Below are 18,870 nucleotides of genomic sequence, written 5' to 3' on the forward strand. Positions count from 1 at the left end.
GTCATCCCACCGGTGCTTCGGCGATCGAGCGAACGAGGTCGGTGCGCACCTTGCGGAACACGCGCGCGCGCGGCCCATCGAGCTGCAGGCGGCCCTTGTCGATCACCACGACGCGGTCGACATGCGCGACCGGATTAAGGCGATGAGCGATCAGGAGGATCGTCGATCCCTGGCGCTTCAGATACTGGAGCGCACGCGCCAGCGCCTCCTCGCCATCCTGGTCGAGATGCGCGTTGGGTTCGTCCAGCACGAGCAGCTTGGGGCTGCCGAACATCGCGCGGGCCAGGCCGATGCGCTGGCGCTGCCCGCCCGACAGCCCAGACCCGCCCTCGTCGACGCGCGTCTCATAGCCGTCGGGCAGGTCGAGGATCATCTGGTGGACGTCGGCGCGTACCGCCGCCTCGATCACCAGCTGGTCGGCGCATTCGGAGAAGCGCGCGATGTTGTCGCGCAGCGTGCCGGGAAACAGCCCGACATTCTGCGGCAGATAGCCGATGTGCCGCGCCAGCATGTCACGCGACCAGTGCCGCGCGTCGAGCCCGCCGATATGCACCGCGCCCTCGGTCGGCGCCTGTGCCGACACGATCAGCCGCGCCAGGCTGCTCTTGCCCGCGCCCGACGGGCCGACGATCGCGACCGACTCGCCCGCCTCGATCGTCAGGTCGATGCCGGTCAGCGCATCGCGCTTGCCGCCCGGGGGCACGAAGCGCACGCGGTCGAGCCGGACGGTCGCGCCGCCGATCGGCGGCTCCACCCGCTTGATCCGCGCGGGTGCGGCGCTCAGCACCTTCTGCACGCGGCGTCCGGCGGCCAGGCCCTGCTCGATCTGTCGCCAGCCGGTCACCGCCACCTCGATCGGGGCGAGCGCGCGGCCCAGCATCATGTTGGCGGCAAAGATCGCGGCGGGAAGGATCGATCCCTCGATCGCCAGCCACGCGCCGACACCCAGCATCGCGCCCTGCATCACCAGCCGCAGGAAGCGGATGGCGGAGGCGAAGTCGGCATTGCGGTCGCTGCCCGACGCCTGGCGCCGCATCATCGTCTCGCGATCGGTGCGCCAGCGGCCCGCGAGCGCGCGATCCATGCCCATCGCGTGGACGGGATCGGAAAAGCGCGCGATCGCGTCGGTGAACTGATAGCTGCGGATCGCCGCTTCCTGCGACGCCTTGTTGTCCGCGCGCGTCGTGCGTTCGTTGAGGAAGGCCAGGCCGATCAGCCCTGCCGCCCCGACAAGCGCGGTCAGGCCGAGCAGCGGATGCAGCACGAACAGCACGATCAGGAACAGCGGCATCCAGGGCACGTCGAAGAAGAACTGCGCCCCCTGTCCGGCCAGCGAGGCGCGGAACTGGTCGAGGTCGCGCAGCGGCTGGGCGTTGCGCTTGCCCGCCCCCACCTTGCCGCCGACATCGATGATCGCCTGGAACACGCGGCCCGACAGCAGTCGGTCGATGCGCGCGGCGGCCCGCACCAGGATGCGCGCGCGCGCCGCATCGAGCACCGCCATCGTCGCGAGCGCGAGCAGCAGCGCGACGCTCAGCCCGATCAGCGTCGGGATGCTCCCCGACGGGATGACGCGGTTGTAGATCTGGATGAGGTAGATCGGCGAGGCGAGGAACAGGAGGTTCACCGCGCCGGAAAACCCCGCCGCGGTCCAGAGCAGGCCCTTGGTCGCGCGAAGCGCGCCGGCGAACTCGTCGCCGGGCTTGTAATCGGGGTGCGCCGGATCGAGCGCGGGGGGAAGCTTCGGCTCAGCCATGCCCGTGATCCTCGTCGAACAGACTGCCGAGCCCGTGCTTGTCGCCCAGCAGCGAGCCGATCCCCGCCGACGCGGTATCGAGCAGGCCGCCCGTATCGGTATCGGTCAGGCCGGGCAGGTCGCCCGCCATCTCCAGCAGATCGGGTGCGGCGCCGAGGCTGGCGAACACCGGCTCGGCAACGTCGCCCGCGCCATCGACGATCGCGAACCCGTCGCTGGCGGTGAGAAGCTCGGTCAGCGTGGCGATCCCACCCGCGGGGTCGAGCCCGCCGATCTCGACCGCATCGACGATCGAGCCTGCGTCGTCGACCAGTCCGGCGCCCGTATGGCCGACCGCTTCGACAGTCGTGCCGACGGTTTCGAGCGCCGCGTCCACGACGGGCGCTGCGGTCGAGGTCAGAGTGCCGACTGCCGCGCCCGTGTCGGCAAGCAGATCGCTCGTTACCTGCGTGGTATCCGTGATCGTCGCGGCGGCAGTATCGGTAACGGCCGCGACGGTGGTGCCGACGGTCTCGATCGCCGCATCCACGACAGGCGCGGCACTCGCGGTCAAGCTGGCGGCTGCCGCGCCGGTGTTCGCGAGCAGGTCGGCGGCCACTTGCGTGGTTTCCGCAACCGTCTCGCCCAGGTCCGCAGTCAGGTTCGTCGTGGTCGCGGCGACATCCGTCACCAGCGCCGCGACATTATCGGTGGCGTCGTTCAGCGTCGCTGACACCGCGTCGATCGTTGCCGCAGTCCCATCGGTGAGGGTGCCGGCCACGTCGGCGATGCCGTCCAGCGCCGTGTCGACGGTGCCGACCACCGCATCGACCGTCGCGGCGGTGTTGGCGGTCAGGTCGGCGACCGTCGCTTCGACGCCTTGCAGCAACGGCGTCTCGCCCGGCGGCAGCGCCTCGGCAAGCGATTGGCTGATCTGGTCGAGCGCAGCGGCGACCTGGCCGATGCCAGCGGCGGCAGGGCTGTCGAGCTGTGTGACGAGCTGTTGAAGCGCGCCGGTCAACGCCTCGGCATTGGCGCGCACCGCCTCGACCGCGTCGGTCACCGGCGGCGCCGCGGCGGCAGTCGGTGCTTGCGCAACATCGCCGCTCGCCGGCGGGGCGGGCGGCAACGATGAAGGAGCGGGCGCGAGGGCGACCGCGGGCGCCACTGGCGTGATCGCTGCCGTGTCGATCGGTGCCGGCTGGACCACCGGAGCAGCCGCAGGCGCGGCCGCGGCGGTCAGCCCGGCGAGCAGGTTGGTCTCGGCAGACGCCGCGTGGTCGGCAACGACCGTCCCGGTCGGCGCAGCGGCGGCCGGGGTGCTGTCGCCCGCGGCATCGCTGGTTGCGGCAGCGGCGTGCGCGGCGGCCGGCAACGCGATCGACCCCGCCAGCCCGAAGGCCAGCGGGGTCGGCGCGAGCAATCCGACCTCGTTCGCACCGCTGTGGAGCGGCTGGGCGCGCCCCGCGCGATGCGGTTCGGGTGGCTGGGAGGGATCAGCCATACGGATTGGTCTGACTCATGGACGTTTCACCTCGAAGTCGATGGAACCGCCGGCGATCCGGTGGGTTGGCATCAGGTCTCCTCGGCGTTGATCACAGGTCGATGAGCGTGCATCGCGCTTCTTAGGAAGCAGTCGGCCCCGCATCGTTGGCGCGATGCGGGGCCGAATTCGTTAGGCAGATTAGCCGAAGATGCCGCCGCCATCGCTGTCGGAGAAGCTGTCCGTCATGCTCGACAGGATGCTGCCGACGTCCAGATCCAGGCCGAATGAACCCGAGTCATAGCTGGTGTCGCTCGACCCGTCCTCGTCGATGCTCTGGTCGTAGCTCTCATAGCTCGCGTCGACCGAAGCCACCGCCGTCAGCGCGCCCAGAAGGTCGCTGCTGTTGTCCGATTCACCGCCATTGCCGAACAGGCCCGAAAGAAAAGCCATCTCATGTCTCCTTGTGTTCGTGCATCGCGTGACGTCATCAGGTCACGGCAAGAGAACCGGTAACCCCACCGGGAAGTTGCGACGCCATGAGGGCACCCGAGGCACGCAGGCTTGATGTTTCTCATACGCTCCAGAGTAACGGGCCCTCCGGTGCCTCCACCCCGCTGCCGGGTCGCCATCCTTTAACCATGTGCGAAATATCGTAGTGTCGTCCGGTCAGCCGAGCCAAATCCCTGACGAAGCGATTTTCTTTTTGGACGCTGGTGCAGCCAATCGCCGCCAGGCGCGCTTTGGGGCCATGCTTTCCACGCGGCCAACCACGTCCAGCCTCGCCACCAAGCTCATCAGCGCCGGCGCGCTTCGGGAAGATGGCGTGCCCGTGCTCGACGCGCTGCTCGCCCGGGACACCCGGCTGATCGACGATGGCATGCCGATCTTCGAACAGGGTGAGCGGCCCGAAGCGATCGAGGTCATCGTCGCCGGCTGGGCGATCCGCGACCGCAGGCTGTCGGGCGGGCGACGCCAGACGGTCGGCATCCTGTGCGCGGGCGACGTCTGCGACTTCAACGTATTCCTGATGAAGCGCGCCGACAGCGGGTGCCACGCGGTTGGCCCCGTGCGCGTCGCGCGGATCGGCCGGCGCGCGCTCAACCAGCTCAACCAGCATCATCCGGCGATCGGCCAGGCGCTGTGGTGGGAATCGATGGCGGCGGCGGCGATCCAGCGGGAATGGGTCGCCAACCTGGCGTCGCGGCGTGCCGAGCCGCGCATCGCGGCGCTGCTCTGCATGCTGTACGCGCGGATGCAGCTTGCGGGCGAGACGGCGGCTTCGGCGATGCCCTGGCCGTTCACGCAGGGCGATCTGGCCAATGCGTGCGGGCTGACCGTCGAACATTGCAACCGGAGCCTGGCGGCACTGCGCAAGCGCGGGCTGGTCGAGATCCGGGACGGCCAGGTGACGTTCCACGATCCGGCGGCACTCGCCCGGTACGCGACGTTCGACGCCGCCCCGTTCCACTGCGACCCGGCGCTGCTGCCCTTTGCGGAGGAGGAGGCCCGTCCTCACGCGCCCACGCCGATGATCTCGGCCGACTTCGCCCCCGCCGCCTGACGTCGGCGCTCAGCCGAGCAGGTCGTCCAGCGTCACCGGCGCGAAGCCATGGATGTCGACGCCGACGTCGAATTGGCGCGGCATCGGCTTCAGCCGGCCATGGCTGTGCCCATGCAGGTTGATCGCGCCCTTGTGCTGCCCGTTCCAGCTTCGGAAGGGATAGTGGCACAGGACCAGGCGGCGACCGTCGACCTCAATCTCGGCATAGTCGCCGACACTTGCCCACCCGGCGGCCGCAACCGTTCCAACCGGATCGTTGTTGCCGCGCAGCAGGTACTTGGTGCCGTTCAGCTGGGCGAGCAGCAACGCCACCTCGGCCGCACGCCGGGCCACGTCGCCCAGGTGCCAGACCGTGTCCGCCGGACCGACGACGGCATTCCACCGCTCGATCATCGCCGCGTCCATCGTCGCCGTGTCGGCGAAAGGACGACGCTGGATGTTGATGGTGCGGTGATCACCGAAATGCGTGTCGGCGGTGAAGAAGACCGTCATGTCCAGTAGAGGATGCGTGCTGCCGGCAGTTCGGCGGCGATCCGCGCCTCGAAGAAGTCGCGCAGCGCGCGCATCGTGGCGGCGTCGTACACCTGCTTCTCGCTGCCGAACTTGGTCCGCTTGGTCGTCCGGTTTACCTCGCTCATGTCGAGCGCGGAGCCCGGATACCAGCTTTCGAGCACCGCCTTCGATCCCGGCGTGAAGCGATGGGTGATGAGTTCGATGGACAGGTCGAGCGCGGATATCTCGGCGAGCGCGGCGGCGGCGTCCTCGATCAATCCGCCATAGGCCGCTTGCCAGCCCGCCGCCGCGATGATCGGCGCGATCGTCAGCCCCACCGGATAGCCGGCCAGCGCCATCCGGCGGAGCGCGGCCAGGCGCGCGGCGACCGGCGCGGTACCGCCCTCGAACCGCGCGAACGCGCCGGGGTTGACCGACGCGCGCATCCGGGTGCGGCCGCCATGCGCGATGCTGAGCAGCGGCGCGACGTCCGCGAACTTGCTGGTGAAGCGAAGCTGCACGGGCGCCTCCCAAGCGCTGAAATACCGGATCGCCGCCGACAGCGACCCGGTGATCGGCTCCAGCGCGAGCGGATCGGTGTAGCAGGACGCCTCGAACGTCGTCCCCTCATGCTCGCGGTCACGGCTGCGCGAGGTGATCGTGCCCGCCCCCAGATAGCCGGGCAGCGCGTCGAAGATCTCTTCGAGGTTCGCATAGGCGCGGGTGATCGGCGGCCCCTTGAGCGAGCCGGCGAGATAGCAGTAGCTGCAATGCGCCGGGCACCCTTCGGCCAGGTCCATTCGCCAGTCCGCGCTCGGTGCGATCGGCTGGAGCCGGCGCTTGGACGGCGGCGCGACGACGACCGCCAGCGTCCGCTTGGCGGCGACATAGGCGCGGCGGGGATCCTCCGGCAGGTTGAGAATCAGGCGATCGCCCGAGAGCTCGACCACCTCGATCCCGCGCGCCGCCGCCGTTTCGGCGATGCGGCGGCCGTGCGCGAACCCCATGGCAGCACGCGTGACGAGGATGCGGGCCGGTTGCCAGCCCGGATCGGTGCTAGGGTCTGGCTCGGCGGCGGTGGCCATGGCCCTTGAACGATCGGCGATGCCGGACGGTCCGCCGATTTCTCCAGCGCGACGCGGCGATCCTGCGCCGCGCGCGTTGTGCGTGCGGGAGACGATCGATGTGCGCAGGGGCTGACGAACAATGGATGCGAAAGGCGATCGAGGTCGCGTCGTCGAAAGGCACGGATCCGTCGAACTCGCCGCTGGGATGCGTGATCGTCCTGGACGGGCGGGTGATCGCGGCCGAGCGTAACCAGACCGAGGAACTGCCGGACGCGACCGCGCATGCGGAAATGATGGCGATCCGCCGCGCCTGTGAGGGGATCGGCGACATGGAGCTGCGCGGCGCGACGCTCTATTCGACGCTCCAGCCCTGCGGCATGTGCACGATGGCATCGATCTGGTCGAAAGTCGGCCGGGTCGTCTATGGCGCCGGCCGCGACGACGTGCACGAAATGTATTTCGAGGCGCGCCACGTCGACACGCTCGCCTTCATCGCCGACGCGTATCGCGACGATATCGAGATCGAGGGCGGATGCCTGCGCGAGGAATGCGCACGGCTCTATTACGGTCCCGACGACCATCCGCCCGTCGAGGAGCAGGGAAACCTATGAGCGACAAGGTCCGACTGAACAGCGCGAGCGCCGACGAACTCGACCGCGTGCCGGGCCTCGAAGGGCATGGATTCGAGATCGTCCGGTACCGCGAGGAGCGCGGCCGCTTCACCGACATCTGCCAGCTCGAGGAGGTGCCGGGCCTCACGCAGAAGACCGACGAGAGCCGGTCCCACCTCGAGCTGGACTAACGCTCTTTAGTTGCGCAGCTCGTTTGGCACGACCCCGCCATTTTCGGCGAGCTTGGCCATCACGGCGCGGTGCAGCGCGATGTTCTGCTCGGCGCTGCCATGATCGCCCGCATGGACGCCGAGCTCGTCGGCAAGCTCGCGGCGGGCCTGGAGCGAGGAATCGAGGTCGAGGAGCTTGAGCAGATCGACGATCGACGACTGATAGTTGCCGCCGCCGCCCTTCATCGACGCCATTTCCGACAGCACCGCGCCGACATCGACCGGCTGTGATGCAGGCGCCGACTGCTGCGGCGCGGCCGGCTGAGCGGGCGCGCTCGCGGCCGGGGCAGCAGCGGCCTGCGCTGCCGGGGTGGGCGTAGGACGGGGCGCCGCCGGCGCCTGAGCCTTGTGCCCGAAAATCTTGTCCTTGATGCTGGCGAACAAGCCCATTGTGCAACTCCCTGAATTCGCGCGGTGGCGAGGATGTCGAGCGGGCACAACGGTTTGTGCGGGCATCGGCTCCGCCCGTCGATCGGAACGCCGCGCCCGCCCGGCCGTTCTGGCGACGATCGTTTCTGGAGAAAGCTCATGCAGATCCGCAACTTCGCCGCCGTCCCCGCCCTTGCGCTCGCGCTGTGCGCCTGCGGGTCGAACCGGGACACGCCCGCCAACGACACCGTCGCGGCGACGATGAACGAGACGACGATGAACGACATGGCGACTGCGCCTGCCGCAACCGCCTCGCCCGCGCAGACCTTTGCCAACGCCGCCGCCGCCAGCGACACGTTCGAGATCGAGACGTCGCGGCTCGCGCTCTCGACCTCGCAGTCGGCATCGGTGAAGCGCTTTGCCCAGTCGATGGTCGATGCGCACACGCAGTCAACGGCGAAGCTCAAGACGGCCGCCAGCGGCGCCTCGATCACGCCGGACCCCGCCCTGACCGCGGAGCAGACCGCGACGCTCGCGGATCTTCGCGGCAAGTCGGGGGCGGCGTTCGACACCGCCTATATCGAGGCGCAGCGCGCCGGCCATGCCAAGACGCTCGACACGCTGAAGGGCTATGCCGCGTCGGGCGACGCGCAACCGCTCAAGGCGTTCGCGACCGAGATGGTGCCGATCGTCACCGCGCACCTCAACATGGCGAGTGGCCTGCGCCCGTAAGCTTGCGTCGTGGCGGGGTCGGTCCACGAACGGGCTGACCCCCGCATCGTGCCTGACGTCGGCGCGTCATCGTCGATGATGCTTGCGATGGCGCCGCCAGCCTGCCAATCGCGCCGTCGGAGGTTCGATTGACTGCAACCGGCACCACCGGACGCTGGGCACGGCGTTCCGACACGCGCATCCTCGTCACGCTGCTGATCGTCACGGTCGCGCTGGCGAGCTTTGCCTATATCGCGTCCGAGGTGGTCGAGGGGCATCCGCTGGCGATCGATCGCTGGCTCCTGCTTCAATTGCGCAGCGTCGCCGATCCGGGCCTGTCGATCGGACCACGCTGGTTCGCGCAGGCGATGATCGATTTCACCGCGCTGGGCGGCGGCACCGTCCTGACCTTGGTGACGACCCTCGTGACCGGATATCTGATGGCGCGGCGAAAGATCGCGCTGGCGGCGTTCGTCGCTTCATCGATCGTCGCGGGCAGCCTGCTCACCGCGCTGCTCAAGATCGCGTTCGCACGCGCGCGACCCGACATCGTGCCGCATCTGGTCGAGGTCAGCTCGGCGAGCTTTCCGAGCGGTCATGCGATGAACTCGGCGATGGTCTATCTGACCGGGGCGGCCTTGCTCGCGAGTGCCGAGCCGAGCCGCCGCGTCCGCGTCTTCCTGATCGGCGCCGCGCTGGTGCTCACGCTGCTGATCGGGTTCTCGCGCATCTTCCTCGGCGTCCACTTCCCCACCGACGTGGTGGCGGGCTGGGCGATCGGGATCGCCTGGGCCGTGGCATCGTCATGGGTGGCGGCGATTCTCCAGCGTCGTCACGCGATCGAGGGCGTGGAGGGCACCACGACGTCGACGGCCCGCTGAGCGACGTGCACCGTTACCGGCGTGCGCGCCAGGCACTCGCCATCGACCGAGATCTTCTGCGTCGGCCGGGTACGCAGCCGCAGCTCTCGCCCGCGATACTCGACCGTGTTGGCGCCGCGCGACTTCAGCTTGAAGAACTTGGCGTACCAGTCGAAGGCGAGGCGCATCAGGCTGCGCCCGGTCACCGCCTGAATGACGATATCGCCGCTGTCGACGTCGGTCGTCTCGATCAGCTCGACCCCGCCGTGGAAGCGCCCGTTGAACACACGCACCTCGCTCGCCCAAGTGCGGTGCTCGCCGCGATCGTCCTCGACCGTCAGGCGGAACGGGCGAAAGCGCAGCAGGCACCACAGCGCCCAGCCGAGATAGCCGACACGGCCCAAATAGCGCTTGAGCTTGTGCGGCACGGTATCGCCGATCAGCGGTGACAGCCCGAGCGCTGCTGCGTTCACGAAGTGGTTGTCGTCGATCATGCCCAGATCGATGCGGCGCAGTTTTCCGGTCGCGATCGCCTCGACCGCGCCGTCCAGATCGAGCGGCAGCCCCAGCGTCCGCGCAAAGCTGTTGGCGGTGCCGAGCGGCAGCACCGCAAAGACGCTCTCCGTGTTGGCAAGGTGCTTGACGAGCCGCGCCAACGATCCATCGCCGCCGCCGATGATGACCATCGGCGCACCGCCCCTGACCGCGCCGCTGACGACGTCGTCCAGCTTCGCCGGATCGCGGACGGCGTGCGATGCGGTCAGCGCGATCCCCGCCGCCTCCAGCTTGGCCTTCGCCTCATGGCACAGCGCCTCGCCCTTTCGCGACTGCGCGTTGACGATGAGGACGGCCTCACGCGGAACGGACTTGCTCAACCTCTGTGATCCTGGCGGTCCGGCACGGGCTTCGTTCCTACGGGCGGGAAGCGCTCCGGCCGTTGCGGTCCATCATCTGCCCGATGTCGTCCCCGCGCGCCAGTGACATGCAGCGGTCCGCGGAAGCTTTGAAAAGGCGCGTCTATCCGCGCCCGACGGCAGCCCCTATAGGGCTCGCGCGTCGGTGCAGCACGGCGCGCTAAGAGGGCAAGGCAAGATGAAGATCGCGGTGTTCGGACTGGGGTATGTCGGACTGTCGAACGCGGTGCTGCTCGCCCAGCATAACGAGGTCGCGGCGGTCGATATCACGCCCGAGCGGGTCGAGATGCTCAACGCGCGCAAGTCGCCGATCATCGACGCCGAGCTGGAAGACTTTCTTGCCACCCGCGAGCTGAACCTGACCGCGACGCTCGACCCGAAGGCCGCGCTGGCGGGCGCCGACTACGTCATCGTCGCTACCCCGACCAACTACGATGTCGAGACCAACAAGTTCGACACGTCCTCCGTCGAGGCGGTGATCCAGACCGCGATCGATGGGGGGTCGCAGGCGACGATCGTCATCAAGTCGACCATCCCCGTCGGCTTCGTCGAGGACGTCCGCGAACGGCTGGGCACGACCCAGGTGATCTTCAGCCCCGAGTTCCTGCGCGAAGGGCGCGCGCTCTACGACAACCTCAACCCTTCGCGCATCATCGTCGGCGAGCGGTCGGAACGCGCGCGCATCTTCGCCGACCTGCTGCTGCAGGGCGCCGAGAAGAAGGATGTCGAGATCCTCTTCACCGACGCGAGCGAAGCCGAGGCGATCAAGCTGTTCGCCAACACCTACCTCGCGATGCGCGTCGCCTTCTTCAACGAGCTCGACAGCTATGCGATTGCGCGCGGGCTCAACTCGCGCCAGATCATCGACGGCGTCGGGCTCGATCCGCGGATCGGGCCGCACTACAACAATCCCAGCTTCGGCTATGGCGGCTATTGCCTGCCCAAGGACACCAAGCAGCTCCTCGCCAACTATTCGGAGGTCCCGCAGAACCTCATCCGCGCGATCGTCGACGCCAATCGGACGCGCAAGGACTTCCTCGCCGACCGCATCCTCGATCGCAAACCCGCCAAGGTCGGCGTGTTCCGGCTGGTCATGAAGGCGGGCTCGGACAATTTCCGCCAGTCCTCGATCCAGGGCATCATGAAGCGGATCAAGGCCAAAGGCATCGAGGTCGTGATCTATGAGCCGGCGATGCAGCAAGACGAGTTCTTCGGATCGCGCGTGGTCCGCGATCTCGACGCGTTCAAGGCCGAGGTCGACGTCATCGTCGCCAACCGCCTGACCGACGAGATCGGCGACGTGCCCGACAAGGTCTTCACTCGCGACCTGTTCGGGTCCGACTGACACGGTCCAAGGACCAGGCGAGAGCCAAGGAACTTCAAGCGCTTAGAACGGTAGTGCGTGGTCCTGGCCGCGCACGTTCCCGCTGCGCCCCGGGTGGGAGGGCGATGCGCGACATGGCGACGGCGGCGAAGGTGATCGACGAGCAGCCCCTGCCCGCCCCCACGCTCGGGATCGGCGAAACGGCGATTCAGCTGGCGCGTGCGCTTCGCGATGGCGATCTCCTTTATGCCGCGGCGGACGAGCCGCAAGGGACCGCGATCGCGGCGGCGCTGAGGGCGGCCGCGCCCGATGCCATCGTCGTATTCTGCCCCAGCAGCGATGCGCTGCCGGCCGACGCGGCACCCGCCTCTCCCTCCAATGTCGGGCAGCGCGTGTCGGCGCTCCGCGAGCTTCGCTGTACGCTCGGCGAGCGCAAGCGTCCCCGGATCGCCTGCATCACCACGGGTGAGGCACTCGGCCATCTCTACCCGGCGCCTGCCGCGTTCGATGCCGCGCCGCCCAGGATCGAGGTCGGCAAGCCGGCCGACCTGCCGGCCTTGTTCGAGACGCTCCAGGAGCTCGGCTACATCGTCGACGACCGCGTGGACGAGCCGGGCGAGGTCGCGCTGCGCGGTCAGGTGCTCGACGTCTATCCCGCCGATGCCGCGACCCCGCTCCGGATCGAAGTGGCCGACGGCGCGATCGCTTCGATCCGGCTCTACGATCCCGCGGACCAGCGCACGACGGGCGAGTGCGATGGGCGCGAGCTTGGCCGCGTCAACGAGCCGGCGCTGGATGGCAAGGGCGTGACCCTGCTCGACCATCTGCCGGACGCGCGCGTGATCCTGCCCGACGCCGCGGACGAGCGGCGGCGGCGGTTCCTGGCGCTCGTCCGCGATGCCGAGAAATATCGGCCCGCGCGTGCGATCCGGCAGGTCGCCAGCCAGGCGATCTGGTCCAAGGCATTGGCCGCGCGCGACCTGCTGACGCTCGACCGCGAGGATGAGCCCCCCGCCCGCTTCGTCGAAGCCAAGCGCCCGCTCAGGGCCTTTGCCGATGTCGCCAGGGCCGCGTTCGCGGCGGACCGGCGCGTCGTGCTGCTCGGCAGCGAGCGCGACCTGCGCTTCGTCGGGCGGCGCGTCGCCAAGACGCTGAAGCGAGCGGTCGAGCGTGTGGAAAGCTGGGCAGCGGTCGAGAAGGCCAAGCCGGGTGCGCTGTTGTCGCTCGTCATGCCCGCCGACCGCGGCTTCGCGGTGGAAGGCACGCTCGCGGTCGCCGCCGCCGATCTGCTCGGCAGTCGGGCGGAGGCCGGTCCCGCGCATCCCCCCGCCGCCGACAGCTCGATCTTCAGCCTGGGCGAGATCCGCGTCGGCGACGTCGTCGTGCATGAGGATCACGGGATCGGCATCGTCGCCGCGCTGGAGCGGATGCCCGCGACGACCGGCGCGCAACCGGGCGACGCGATCGCGATCACCTACGCCGATGGCGGCGTGCGGCTGGTGCCCGTCGATCAGGCCGACCGCATCTGGCGCTATGGCGCGGAGGAAGACGCGGTCACGCTCGACAAGCTAGACGGCGGGAGCTGGCAGAAGCGGCGCGGCGCCATCGATGCGGCGATCGCCGAGAGTGCGCGGGCACTGACCGCCATCGCTGCCGAACGCGACGCCCGCAGCGCGCCGGTGCTCGATCCGCCGAGCGACGCCTATGAGCGTTTTGCAGCCGGCTTCGCCTTTACCGAGACCGCCGATCAGGCGCGGGCGATCAACGCGGTTCGCGACGACCTCGCCTCGGGCAAGCCGATGGACCGGCTGATCGTCGGCGACGTCGGCTATGGCAAGACGGAGGTGGCGCTGCGCGCCGCCGCGATTGCCGCGCTGTCGGGCAGGCAGGTGGCGATCGCTGCGCCGACGACGGTGCTCGCGCGCCAGCACCTCGAAAGCTGTATCCAGCGGTTCGAGGCGGCGGGGATCGAGGTCGCCGGCCTCTCACGCCTGTCGACCGCGGCCGAGAAGAAGCGGGTCAAGGCCGGGCTTGCCGACGGGTCGATCAAGGTCGTCGTCGGCACCGGCGCGATCGCCGGCAAGGGCGTGACCTATCAGGACCTGGCGCTCGTCGTCATAGACGAGGAACAGCGCTTCGGCGCGGCGGACAAGGCGCGGATGCGCGACCTTGGCGCCGGCCATGTGCTCGCACTCTCGGCAACGCCGATCCCGCGGACGCTGCAAAGTGCGCTGGTCGGGCTCCAGCAATTGTCGGTGATCGCCACCCCGCCCGCGCGTCGCCAGCCGATCCGCACCGTCGTCGCACCGTTTGACCCCAACGCCGTCCGCACCGCGCTGCTGCGCGAGAAGAGCCGCGGCGGGCAGAGCTTCGTCGTCGTGCCGCGGATCGAGGACATGGCGCCGCTCGCCGAGAAGATCGCCAAGCTCGTCCCGGAACTCGATCTGCTTCAGGCGCATGGCAAGATGCCGGCCGCCGAGATCGACGACGCGATGGTGCGCTTCGGCGCGGGCGACGGCGACGTGCTGCTCGCGACCAACATCATCGAGGCGGGGCTGGACGTGCCGCGCGCCAACACGATGGTGATCTGGCGCGCCGACCGCTTCGGCCTGTCGCAGCTCCATCAGCTTCGCGGCCGCGTGGGGCGGAGCAGCCGGCGCGGTCAGGTGCTGCTGCTGACCGACGATGCCAAGGAGATCGCGCCGCGCACGCTGAAGCGGCTGCGCACGCTGGAGGCGTTCGACCGGCTGGGCGCGGGGTTCGCGATCAGCGCACGCGACCTCGACATCCGCGGTGCCGGCGACCTTCTGGGTGAGGCGCAGGCGGGTCACATGAAGCTGATCGGGATCGACCTCTATCAGCATCTGCTCGAAGCCTCGCTGCGCGCGGCGCGCGGCGAGGATGTCGAGCGATGGACCCCCGAACTGAACCTGGGCGTGACCGGCCGATTGCCCGAGGACTGGCTGCCCGACGAGGAACTGCGCGTCACCCTCTATTGCCGGCTCGCGCGGATCGAGGATGCCGACGCGCTCGCCGCCTTTGCCGAGGAGATCGAGGATCGCTTCGGCGCGCTGCCGGAGGATGCGGCGACGTTGCTCCGCGTCGCGGGCCTTCGGATCGCCGCCAAGGACGCGCGGATCGCCCGCATCGACGCCGGCCCCGCGGCAATCGCGCTGACGCCGCGCAAGGACTTCGCCGGCGATGCCGAGGCAGCGGGCTTGCAGGCGAAGGGCGAGCGGCTGATCCTGGCCGAGCGGATCGAGGGATCGGAAGAACGGCTGGAGCGGCTGGAGGCGGTGCTGGGGGCGCTCGACTGACCGCCCTCAGACGTTCTGCCCGGCCACCCAGCCGCTCGCCCAGGCCCATTGAAAGTTGTAGCCGCCCAGCCAGCCGGTGACGTCCACCGCCTCGCCGATCGCATAGAGGCCGGGGGCGCGGCGCGCTTCCATCGTCTTGGACGAAAGTTCGGCGGTGCTGATGCCGCCCGCAGTCACCTCGGCCTTGGCATAGCCCTGCGTGCCGTTGGGATTGAAGCGCCAGTTCGCCAGCCGCTGCTCGGCCGCGACCAGCCCGGCGTCGGTCAGGTCGGCGAGCGTCCCCTCGATCGCCAGCCGCTCGCCGAGCGCGGCGGCGAGGCGGTCGGGCAGCGCCGCCGAGAGGGTGCGCGCGACCGTCGCGCGCGGCGTCTCTCGCTTCAACGCCTTGAGCCAACCCTCCCCGCGATCGGGCAGGAAATCGATCGCGATCGGCTCCCCATGCCGCCAATAGGTCGACGCCTGGAGGATTGCGGGGCCGGACAGGCCGTGATGCGTGAACAGCGCCGCTTCGCGGAACGCCGCCTTTCCCGCGCGCGCGACGACCTCTGCGGCGACGCCGGATAGCGATCGGAACAGTAGCTCGTCCCCGCCCAGCGTCAGCGGCACCAGCGCCGGGCGCGGCTCGACGACCTTGAGCCCGAACCGCCGCGCGAGGTCATAGGCGAAGCCGGTCGCACCCATCTTGGGGATCGACGGCCCGCCGGTCGCAACGACGAGCGACGGCGCGCTGATCGTCCGCGCGCCGAAGCGGACGCGGTACTGCGCATCGGCATGATCGACCGCGGTGATCGGGTGCCCGAGCGCGGTCTCGACAGACCCGGCCGCTGCCTCGTCCAGCAGCATGTCGACGATCTGCCGCGCCGATCCGTCGCAGAACAGCTGGCCCAGCGTCTTCTCGTGCCAGGCGATCCCGTGCCGCTCGACCAGCGCCAGGAAGTCGGCGGGCGTGTAGCGCGCGAGCGCCGAGCGCGCGAAATGCGGATTGGCCGACACGAAGCGATCGGGTGCGGTGCCGATATTGGTGAAGTTGCAGCGTCCGCCGCCAGAAATCAGGATCTTCTTGCCCGCCCGGTCAGCATGGTCGACGACGAGCACGCGGCGCCCGCGCTGCCCCGCGACCGCGGCGCACATCAGCCCCGCGGCGCCCGCCCCCAGGACGATCGCATCATAGGCATCCGCCATGCGGCGATCAGCGCAGCTTGGCGATCGACAGCCCGTCGGCCTTGGCGCGGTCCTTGATCGATTCCTCGCTGCGGGTCAGCGCCTTGGCGATCGCCTTCAGCGCCATGCCCTTCTTGGCGAGCGTGTGGAGCTTCTGGATCTCGTCCGCGGTCCAGGGCTGGCGGTGTCGTTCAAAGCGTTCGGCCATGATCGTTCCTTAAACGGTCCCGCGCGTCCGCGCCAATCGCACCAGCGTCTCGTCGAGCGCCTGGAGGAAGCGCGACCGATCGGTCTTCGAGAACGGCGCCGGCCCGCCGAGCTGATCGCCGCCCGCGCGAAGGTCGGCCATGATCGCGCGCAACGCGATCGCCGACCCGATCGAGGCGGCGGTGAAGGGCTTGCCGGTGGGCGCGATGACCATGCCGCCGGCCTTCAGGCAGCGGTCGGCCAGCAGGATGTCGGCGGTGACGACCACGGTCGCCTTGTCCACGCGCTCGGCGATCCAGTCGTCGGCGGCATCGAAGCCGTCGCTGACCACTTCGCGCCCGATCAGCGGATGCACGGGCACGCGGATCGGGCTGTTGCTGACGATCGTCACCGGTACGCCGTGGCGAAGCGCCACCTTGTAGACCTCGTCCTTGACCGGGCAGGCATCGGCATCGACGAGGATGCGCGCGCCGCTCACCTTTTGGGGCGGGGCTTGTTCGGGCCGCGGCCGGTGGGCTTGGCGCGATAGGGCGGACGGCCGCGCGGTCCCGGGCGGTCGGTGCGCGGTGCTCCCGCAGGCGGCGGGCCGTCGGCCGCCTCGATGCGCACGCCGCTCTCGTCGTCGCCCTGCGGATCGGCACTGCGCGCGACCGCCGACGCGAACTTCGCGGCGATCGCGGTCGGCACCTGGAACCAGGTTTCGGCGGGCAGCACGCGGATCGCGCCGATCTCGTTCTTGGTGATGCGGCCGCGGCGGCAGAGGAGCGGCAGGATCCAGCGCGGATCGGCATTGTGACGGCGGCCGATGTCCATCCGGAACCAGGCGACGTCGTCGAAGCCGGGACGGTGATGCGCCTGCGCGCCCTCACGCGTGGTCACGTCGATCAGCTCTTCGGGCGCGGGCAGCTTGGCGCGCACGCTGCGGACGAGCGCGGCGGCGATGTCCTCGGCCGGCATCTGTTCCATCAGCTGCGCGGCGAGCGCGCGATCGTCCTCATCGGCCTCGACGGGGGCGAGCAGCGTCCGGAGCATCCGCTCACGATCCTTGGCTCGGATATCCTCCGGCGTCGGCGGGCCCAGCCACTCGGCGTTGATCTTAGCCGAGCGCAGCATCATGTCGACGCGGCGACGGCGCGGGAACGGGACGATCAGCACCGCCGTCCCCTTGCGCCCCGCGCGGCCGGTGCGGCCCGACCGGTGCTGGAGCGTCTCGGCATCGCGCGGCAGCTCGACATGGACGACCAGGCTGAGCGTCGGCAGGTCGATGCCGCGCGCGGCGACATCGGTCGCGACGCAGACGCGCGCGCGCCCGTCTCGCAGCGCCTGAAGTGCGGCGTTGCGCTCGTTCTGGCTGTGCTCACCCGACAGCGCGACCGCGGCGAACCCGCGCTCGACCAGGCTCGCGTGGAGGTGGCGGACATTGTCGCGCGTCGCGCAGAACAGCATCGCCGTCTCCGCCTCGTGCAGGCGGAGGAGGTTGATCGCGGCATGCTCGATGTCGGAGGGCGAGACGGCGACCGCCTGATACTCGATGTCGCCATGCCCGCGATCCTCGCCGACGGTAGAGATGCGCTCGGCATCACGCTGATAGCGGCGCGCCAGCGCGACAATCGCCTTGGGCATCGTCGCGGAAAACAGGAGCGTGCGGCGCCCTTCGGGCGTCAGATCAAGAATCTCTTCGAGGTCCTCGCGAAAGCCCATGTCGAGCATCTCGTCCGCCTCGTCGAGGACGATGACGCGCAGCCCCGACAGGTCGAGTGCGCCGCGCTCCAGATGGTCGCGCAGGCGGCCGGGCGTCCCGACGACGATCTGGACGCCGCGGCCGAGCGCCCGTCGCTCCTTGGCCGCGTCCATGCCGCCGACGCAGGTGGCGATCCGCGCCCCCGCCTTTTCGTAGAGCCAGCTGAGCTCACGGCTGACCTGCAGCGCCAGTTCGCGCGTCGGCGCGACGACCAGCGCGAGCGGCGTGGCGCTGGCGACCAGCGCGTCGTCCTCGAACAATTGCGCGGCGATCCCGAGGCCGAAGGCGACGGTCTTGCCCGACCCCGTCTGGGCCGAGACGATCAGGTCGCGTGCCTGGTCCGGCTGATCGAGCACAGCGGACTGGACCGCGGTCAGCGTATGATAGTCGCGAGCGGCGAGCGCTTCGGACAGAAGCGGGGGGAGCGTTTCGAATGTCATGGAGCGGCGCTACATGGGCCGCTTCGGCGCCTTGCGCAAGCGGCGCGGAGACAATCGGGTGCGGCGCGCGTTCCCGGCGGCATGGCGGCGAAGCTCAAGGTCTATCGAACGCCGATCGGCTTTCACGACGCCTTCGTCGCGGCGCCGAGCCAGAAAGCGGCGCTGGCGGCATGGGGCGCCGACGCCAATCTGTTCGCGCGCGGCGTGGCGGAGGTCGTGACCGATGCCGCCCTCACGAAGGAAGCGCTGGCCGACCCGGGCAAGGTCATCCGCAAGCCCCGCGGCACCGCCGCCGAGCATCTGGCGGCGCTCCCCGCCGACACGCCCAAGCCGAAGAAAGCAGCAGCCACCGCCAAACCAAGCAAGCGCGCGCCGGCACCCAAGCCCAAGCCCCGCCCCTCGCGCGCCGACCTGGATGCCGCCGAAGCGGCACTCGCCGAGGCGGAGGTGGCGCATCATGCGGCATTGCGCGAGCTCGATGCCGAAGCGGCCGACCTCGCCCGCCGCCGCCGCGCGGTCGAGGCCGAACAGAAGCGAGTGCAGGACCGCCTGGAACGCGAGCAGCGCGCGGCGGAGCGGAAGTACCGCGCGGCGCTCGACGCCTGGCGGGCCGACTAGCGGCTCCCCATTCCGAGGGGTAGCCG

Annotated in this window: 19 protein-coding genes; 8 read left to right on the forward strand and 11 right to left on the reverse strand. The window is 69.7% G+C overall.

The features are described 5' to 3' along the window. Position 1: 1 nt before the first annotated feature. The 3 genes from RS883_RS14220 to RS883_RS14230 form a co-directional block, all read right to left on the reverse strand. Positions 2-1,756 (reverse strand): type I secretion system permease/ATPase, encoded by a 1,755-nt coding sequence (locus RS883_RS14220; RefSeq protein WP_315760838.1) that lies wholly within the window; start codon positions 1,754-1,756, stop codon positions 2-4. Continuing rightward, positions 1,749-3,239 (reverse strand): hypothetical protein, encoded by a 1,491-nt coding sequence (locus RS883_RS14225; protein ID WP_315760839.1) that lies wholly within the window; start codon positions 3,237-3,239, stop codon positions 1,749-1,751. Before RS883_RS14225 ends, RS883_RS14220 begins: the two co-directional genes overlap by 8 nt. A gap of 180 nt (positions 3,240-3,419) precedes the next feature. After that, the gene (locus RS883_RS14230; RefSeq protein WP_315760840.1) at positions 3,420-3,671 is read right to left on the reverse strand and encodes a hypothetical protein; all 252 of its coding nucleotides are present in this window, start codon (positions 3,669-3,671) and stop codon (positions 3,420-3,422) included. A 298-nt stretch (positions 3,672-3,969) separates the two neighbouring features. Here RS883_RS14230 and RS883_RS14235 point away from each other — a divergent pair, with 298 nt between their 5' ends. Then, the gene (locus RS883_RS14235; RefSeq protein ID WP_315760841.1) at positions 3,970-4,782 is read left to right on the forward strand and encodes a Crp/Fnr family transcriptional regulator; all 813 of its coding nucleotides are present in this window, start codon (positions 3,970-3,972) and stop codon (positions 4,780-4,782) included. Positions 4,783-4,791: 9 nt separating this feature from the next. Here RS883_RS14235 and RS883_RS14240 read toward each other — a convergent pair whose 3' ends face one another. After that, entirely contained in the window at positions 4,792-5,274 is a 483-nt protein-coding gene (locus tag RS883_RS14240; RefSeq protein WP_315760842.1) for a metallophosphoesterase family protein, read from the reverse strand. After that, a complete protein-coding gene (locus RS883_RS14245; RefSeq protein ID WP_315760843.1) occupies positions 5,271-6,359 on the reverse strand; it encodes an SPL family radical SAM protein in 1,089 nt (362 codons plus the stop codon). Before RS883_RS14245 ends, RS883_RS14240 begins: the two co-directional genes overlap by 4 nt. A 98-nt stretch (positions 6,360-6,457) precedes the next feature. Here RS883_RS14245 and RS883_RS14250 point away from each other — a divergent pair, with 98 nt between their 5' ends. Both RS883_RS14250 and RS883_RS14255 read left to right on the forward strand, forming a co-directional pair. After that, positions 6,458-6,952, forward strand: coding sequence for a nucleoside deaminase (locus RS883_RS14250; protein WP_315760844.1), 495 nt, complete (start codon positions 6,458-6,460; stop codon positions 6,950-6,952). Further along, on the forward strand, positions 6,949-7,143 hold the full coding sequence (locus RS883_RS14255) for a helix-hairpin-helix domain-containing protein (RefSeq protein WP_315760845.1): 195 nt from the start codon (positions 6,949-6,951) through the stop codon (positions 7,141-7,143). Before RS883_RS14250 ends, RS883_RS14255 begins: the two co-directional genes overlap by 4 nt. 6 nt (positions 7,144-7,149) lie before the next feature. Here the strand turns inward: RS883_RS14255 and RS883_RS14260 are convergent, their stop codons facing one another. Continuing rightward, positions 7,150-7,572, reverse strand: coding sequence for a DUF3597 family protein (locus tag RS883_RS14260; protein ID WP_315760846.1), 423 nt, complete (start codon positions 7,570-7,572; stop codon positions 7,150-7,152). 138 nt (positions 7,573-7,710) lie between these two features. On the opposite strand from RS883_RS14260, the gene RS883_RS14265 reads away from it, so the two are divergent. Together RS883_RS14265 and RS883_RS14270 are read left to right on the forward strand one after the other, a co-directional pair. After that, complete coding sequence (locus RS883_RS14265) at positions 7,711-8,283, forward strand: DUF4142 domain-containing protein (protein ID WP_315760847.1); 573 nt, start codon at positions 7,711-7,713, stop codon at positions 8,281-8,283. Between the two features lie 128 nt (positions 8,284-8,411). Continuing rightward, positions 8,412-9,143 carry a phosphatase PAP2 family protein gene (locus RS883_RS14270; protein WP_315760848.1) on the forward strand — a complete coding sequence of 244 codons (732 nt, stop codon included), beginning with the start codon at positions 8,412-8,414 and terminating at the stop codon, positions 9,141-9,143. On the opposite strand, the gene RS883_RS14275 is transcribed toward RS883_RS14270, so the two are convergent. Further along, positions 9,095-9,997, reverse strand: a complete 903-nt coding sequence (locus RS883_RS14275) for a diacylglycerol/lipid kinase family protein (protein ID WP_315760849.1) — start codon at positions 9,995-9,997, stop codon at positions 9,095-9,097. The genes RS883_RS14270 and RS883_RS14275 overlap by 49 nt on opposite strands. 217 nt (positions 9,998-10,214) lie before the next feature. Between RS883_RS14275 and RS883_RS14280 the strand changes: the two genes are divergently transcribed. Then, positions 10,215-11,381 (forward strand): nucleotide sugar dehydrogenase, encoded by a 1,167-nt coding sequence (locus RS883_RS14280; RefSeq protein WP_315760850.1) that lies wholly within the window; start codon positions 10,215-10,217, stop codon positions 11,379-11,381. Between the two features lie 104 nt (positions 11,382-11,485). Continuing rightward, a complete protein-coding gene (locus RS883_RS14285) occupies positions 11,486-14,677 on the forward strand; it encodes a helicase-related protein (protein WP_315760851.1) in 3,192 nt (1,063 codons plus the stop codon). A gap of 6 nt (positions 14,678-14,683) precedes the next feature. Here RS883_RS14285 and RS883_RS14290 read toward each other — a convergent pair whose 3' ends face one another. From RS883_RS14290 to RS883_RS14305, 4 genes are read right to left on the reverse strand one after another with little or no spacing between them, the layout of a single operon-like run. Further along, positions 14,684-15,859 (reverse strand): NAD(P)/FAD-dependent oxidoreductase, encoded by a 1,176-nt coding sequence (locus tag RS883_RS14290; RefSeq protein WP_315760852.1) that lies wholly within the window; start codon positions 15,857-15,859, stop codon positions 14,684-14,686. Between the two features lie 7 nt (positions 15,860-15,866). Further along, entirely contained in the window at positions 15,867-16,046 is a 180-nt protein-coding gene (locus RS883_RS14295; protein ID WP_315760853.1) for a hypothetical protein, read from the reverse strand. Between the two features lie 9 nt (positions 16,047-16,055). After that, entirely contained in the window at positions 16,056-16,523 is a 468-nt protein-coding gene (locus RS883_RS14300; RefSeq protein WP_315760854.1) for a YaiI/YqxD family protein, read from the reverse strand. After that, positions 16,520-18,226 (reverse strand): DEAD/DEAH box helicase, encoded by a 1,707-nt coding sequence (locus RS883_RS14305; protein ID WP_315760855.1) that lies wholly within the window; start codon positions 18,224-18,226, stop codon positions 16,520-16,522. Before RS883_RS14305 ends, RS883_RS14300 begins: the two co-directional genes overlap by 4 nt. 81 nt (positions 18,227-18,307) lie before the next feature. On the opposite strand from RS883_RS14305, the gene RS883_RS14310 reads away from it, so the two are divergent. Next, entirely contained in the window at positions 18,308-18,844 is a 537-nt protein-coding gene (locus RS883_RS14310) for a hypothetical protein (protein ID WP_315760856.1), read from the forward strand. The last annotated feature ends 26 nt before the right edge of the window (positions 18,845-18,870 follow it).

This window comes from Sphingomonas sp. Y38-1Y (assembly GCF_032391395.1).
Classification (GTDB): Bacteria; Pseudomonadota; Alphaproteobacteria; order Sphingomonadales; family Sphingomonadaceae; genus Sphingomonas.

Bases quoted from the DNA above. Each gene is read 5' to 3' on its own strand.
- RS883_RS14220 (WP_315760838.1), bottom strand. From the start codon at position 1,756: ATGGCTGAGCCGAAGCTTCCCCCCGCGCTCGATCCGGCGCACCCCGAT.
- RS883_RS14225 (WP_315760839.1), bottom strand. From the start codon at position 3,239: ATGGCTGATCCCTCCCAGCCACCCGAACCGCATCGCGCGGGGCGCGCC.
- RS883_RS14230 (WP_315760840.1), bottom strand. From the start codon at position 3,671: ATGGCTTTTCTTTCGGGCCTGTTCGGCAATGGCGGTGAATCGGACAAC.
- RS883_RS14235 (WP_315760841.1), top strand. From the start codon at position 3,970: ATGCTTTCCACGCGGCCAACCACGTCCAGCCTCGCCACCAAGCTCATC.
- RS883_RS14240 (WP_315760842.1), bottom strand. From the start codon at position 5,274: ATGACGGTCTTCTTCACCGCCGACACGCATTTCGGTGATCACCGCACC.
- RS883_RS14245 (WP_315760843.1), bottom strand. From the start codon at position 6,359: ATGGCCACCGCCGCCGAGCCAGACCCTAGCACCGATCCGGGCTGGCAA.
- RS883_RS14250 (WP_315760844.1), top strand. From the start codon at position 6,458: ATGTGCGCAGGGGCTGACGAACAATGGATGCGAAAGGCGATCGAGGTC.
- RS883_RS14255 (WP_315760845.1), top strand. From the start codon at position 6,949: ATGAGCGACAAGGTCCGACTGAACAGCGCGAGCGCCGACGAACTCGAC.
- RS883_RS14260 (WP_315760846.1), bottom strand. From the start codon at position 7,572: ATGGGCTTGTTCGCCAGCATCAAGGACAAGATTTTCGGGCACAAGGCT.
- RS883_RS14265 (WP_315760847.1), top strand. From the start codon at position 7,711: ATGCAGATCCGCAACTTCGCCGCCGTCCCCGCCCTTGCGCTCGCGCTG.
- RS883_RS14280 (WP_315760850.1), top strand. From the start codon at position 10,215: ATGAAGATCGCGGTGTTCGGACTGGGGTATGTCGGACTGTCGAACGCG.
- RS883_RS14285 (WP_315760851.1), top strand. From the start codon at position 11,486: ATGCGCGACATGGCGACGGCGGCGAAGGTGATCGACGAGCAGCCCCTG.
- RS883_RS14290 (WP_315760852.1), bottom strand. From the start codon at position 15,859: ATGGCGGATGCCTATGATGCGATCGTCCTGGGGGCGGGCGCCGCGGGG.
- RS883_RS14295 (WP_315760853.1), bottom strand. From the start codon at position 16,046: ATGGCCGAACGCTTTGAACGACACCGCCAGCCCTGGACCGCGGACGAG.
- RS883_RS14305 (WP_315760855.1), bottom strand. From the start codon at position 18,226: ATGACATTCGAAACGCTCCCCCCGCTTCTGTCCGAAGCGCTCGCCGCT.
- RS883_RS14310 (WP_315760856.1), top strand. From the start codon at position 18,308: ATGGCGGCGAAGCTCAAGGTCTATCGAACGCCGATCGGCTTTCACGAC.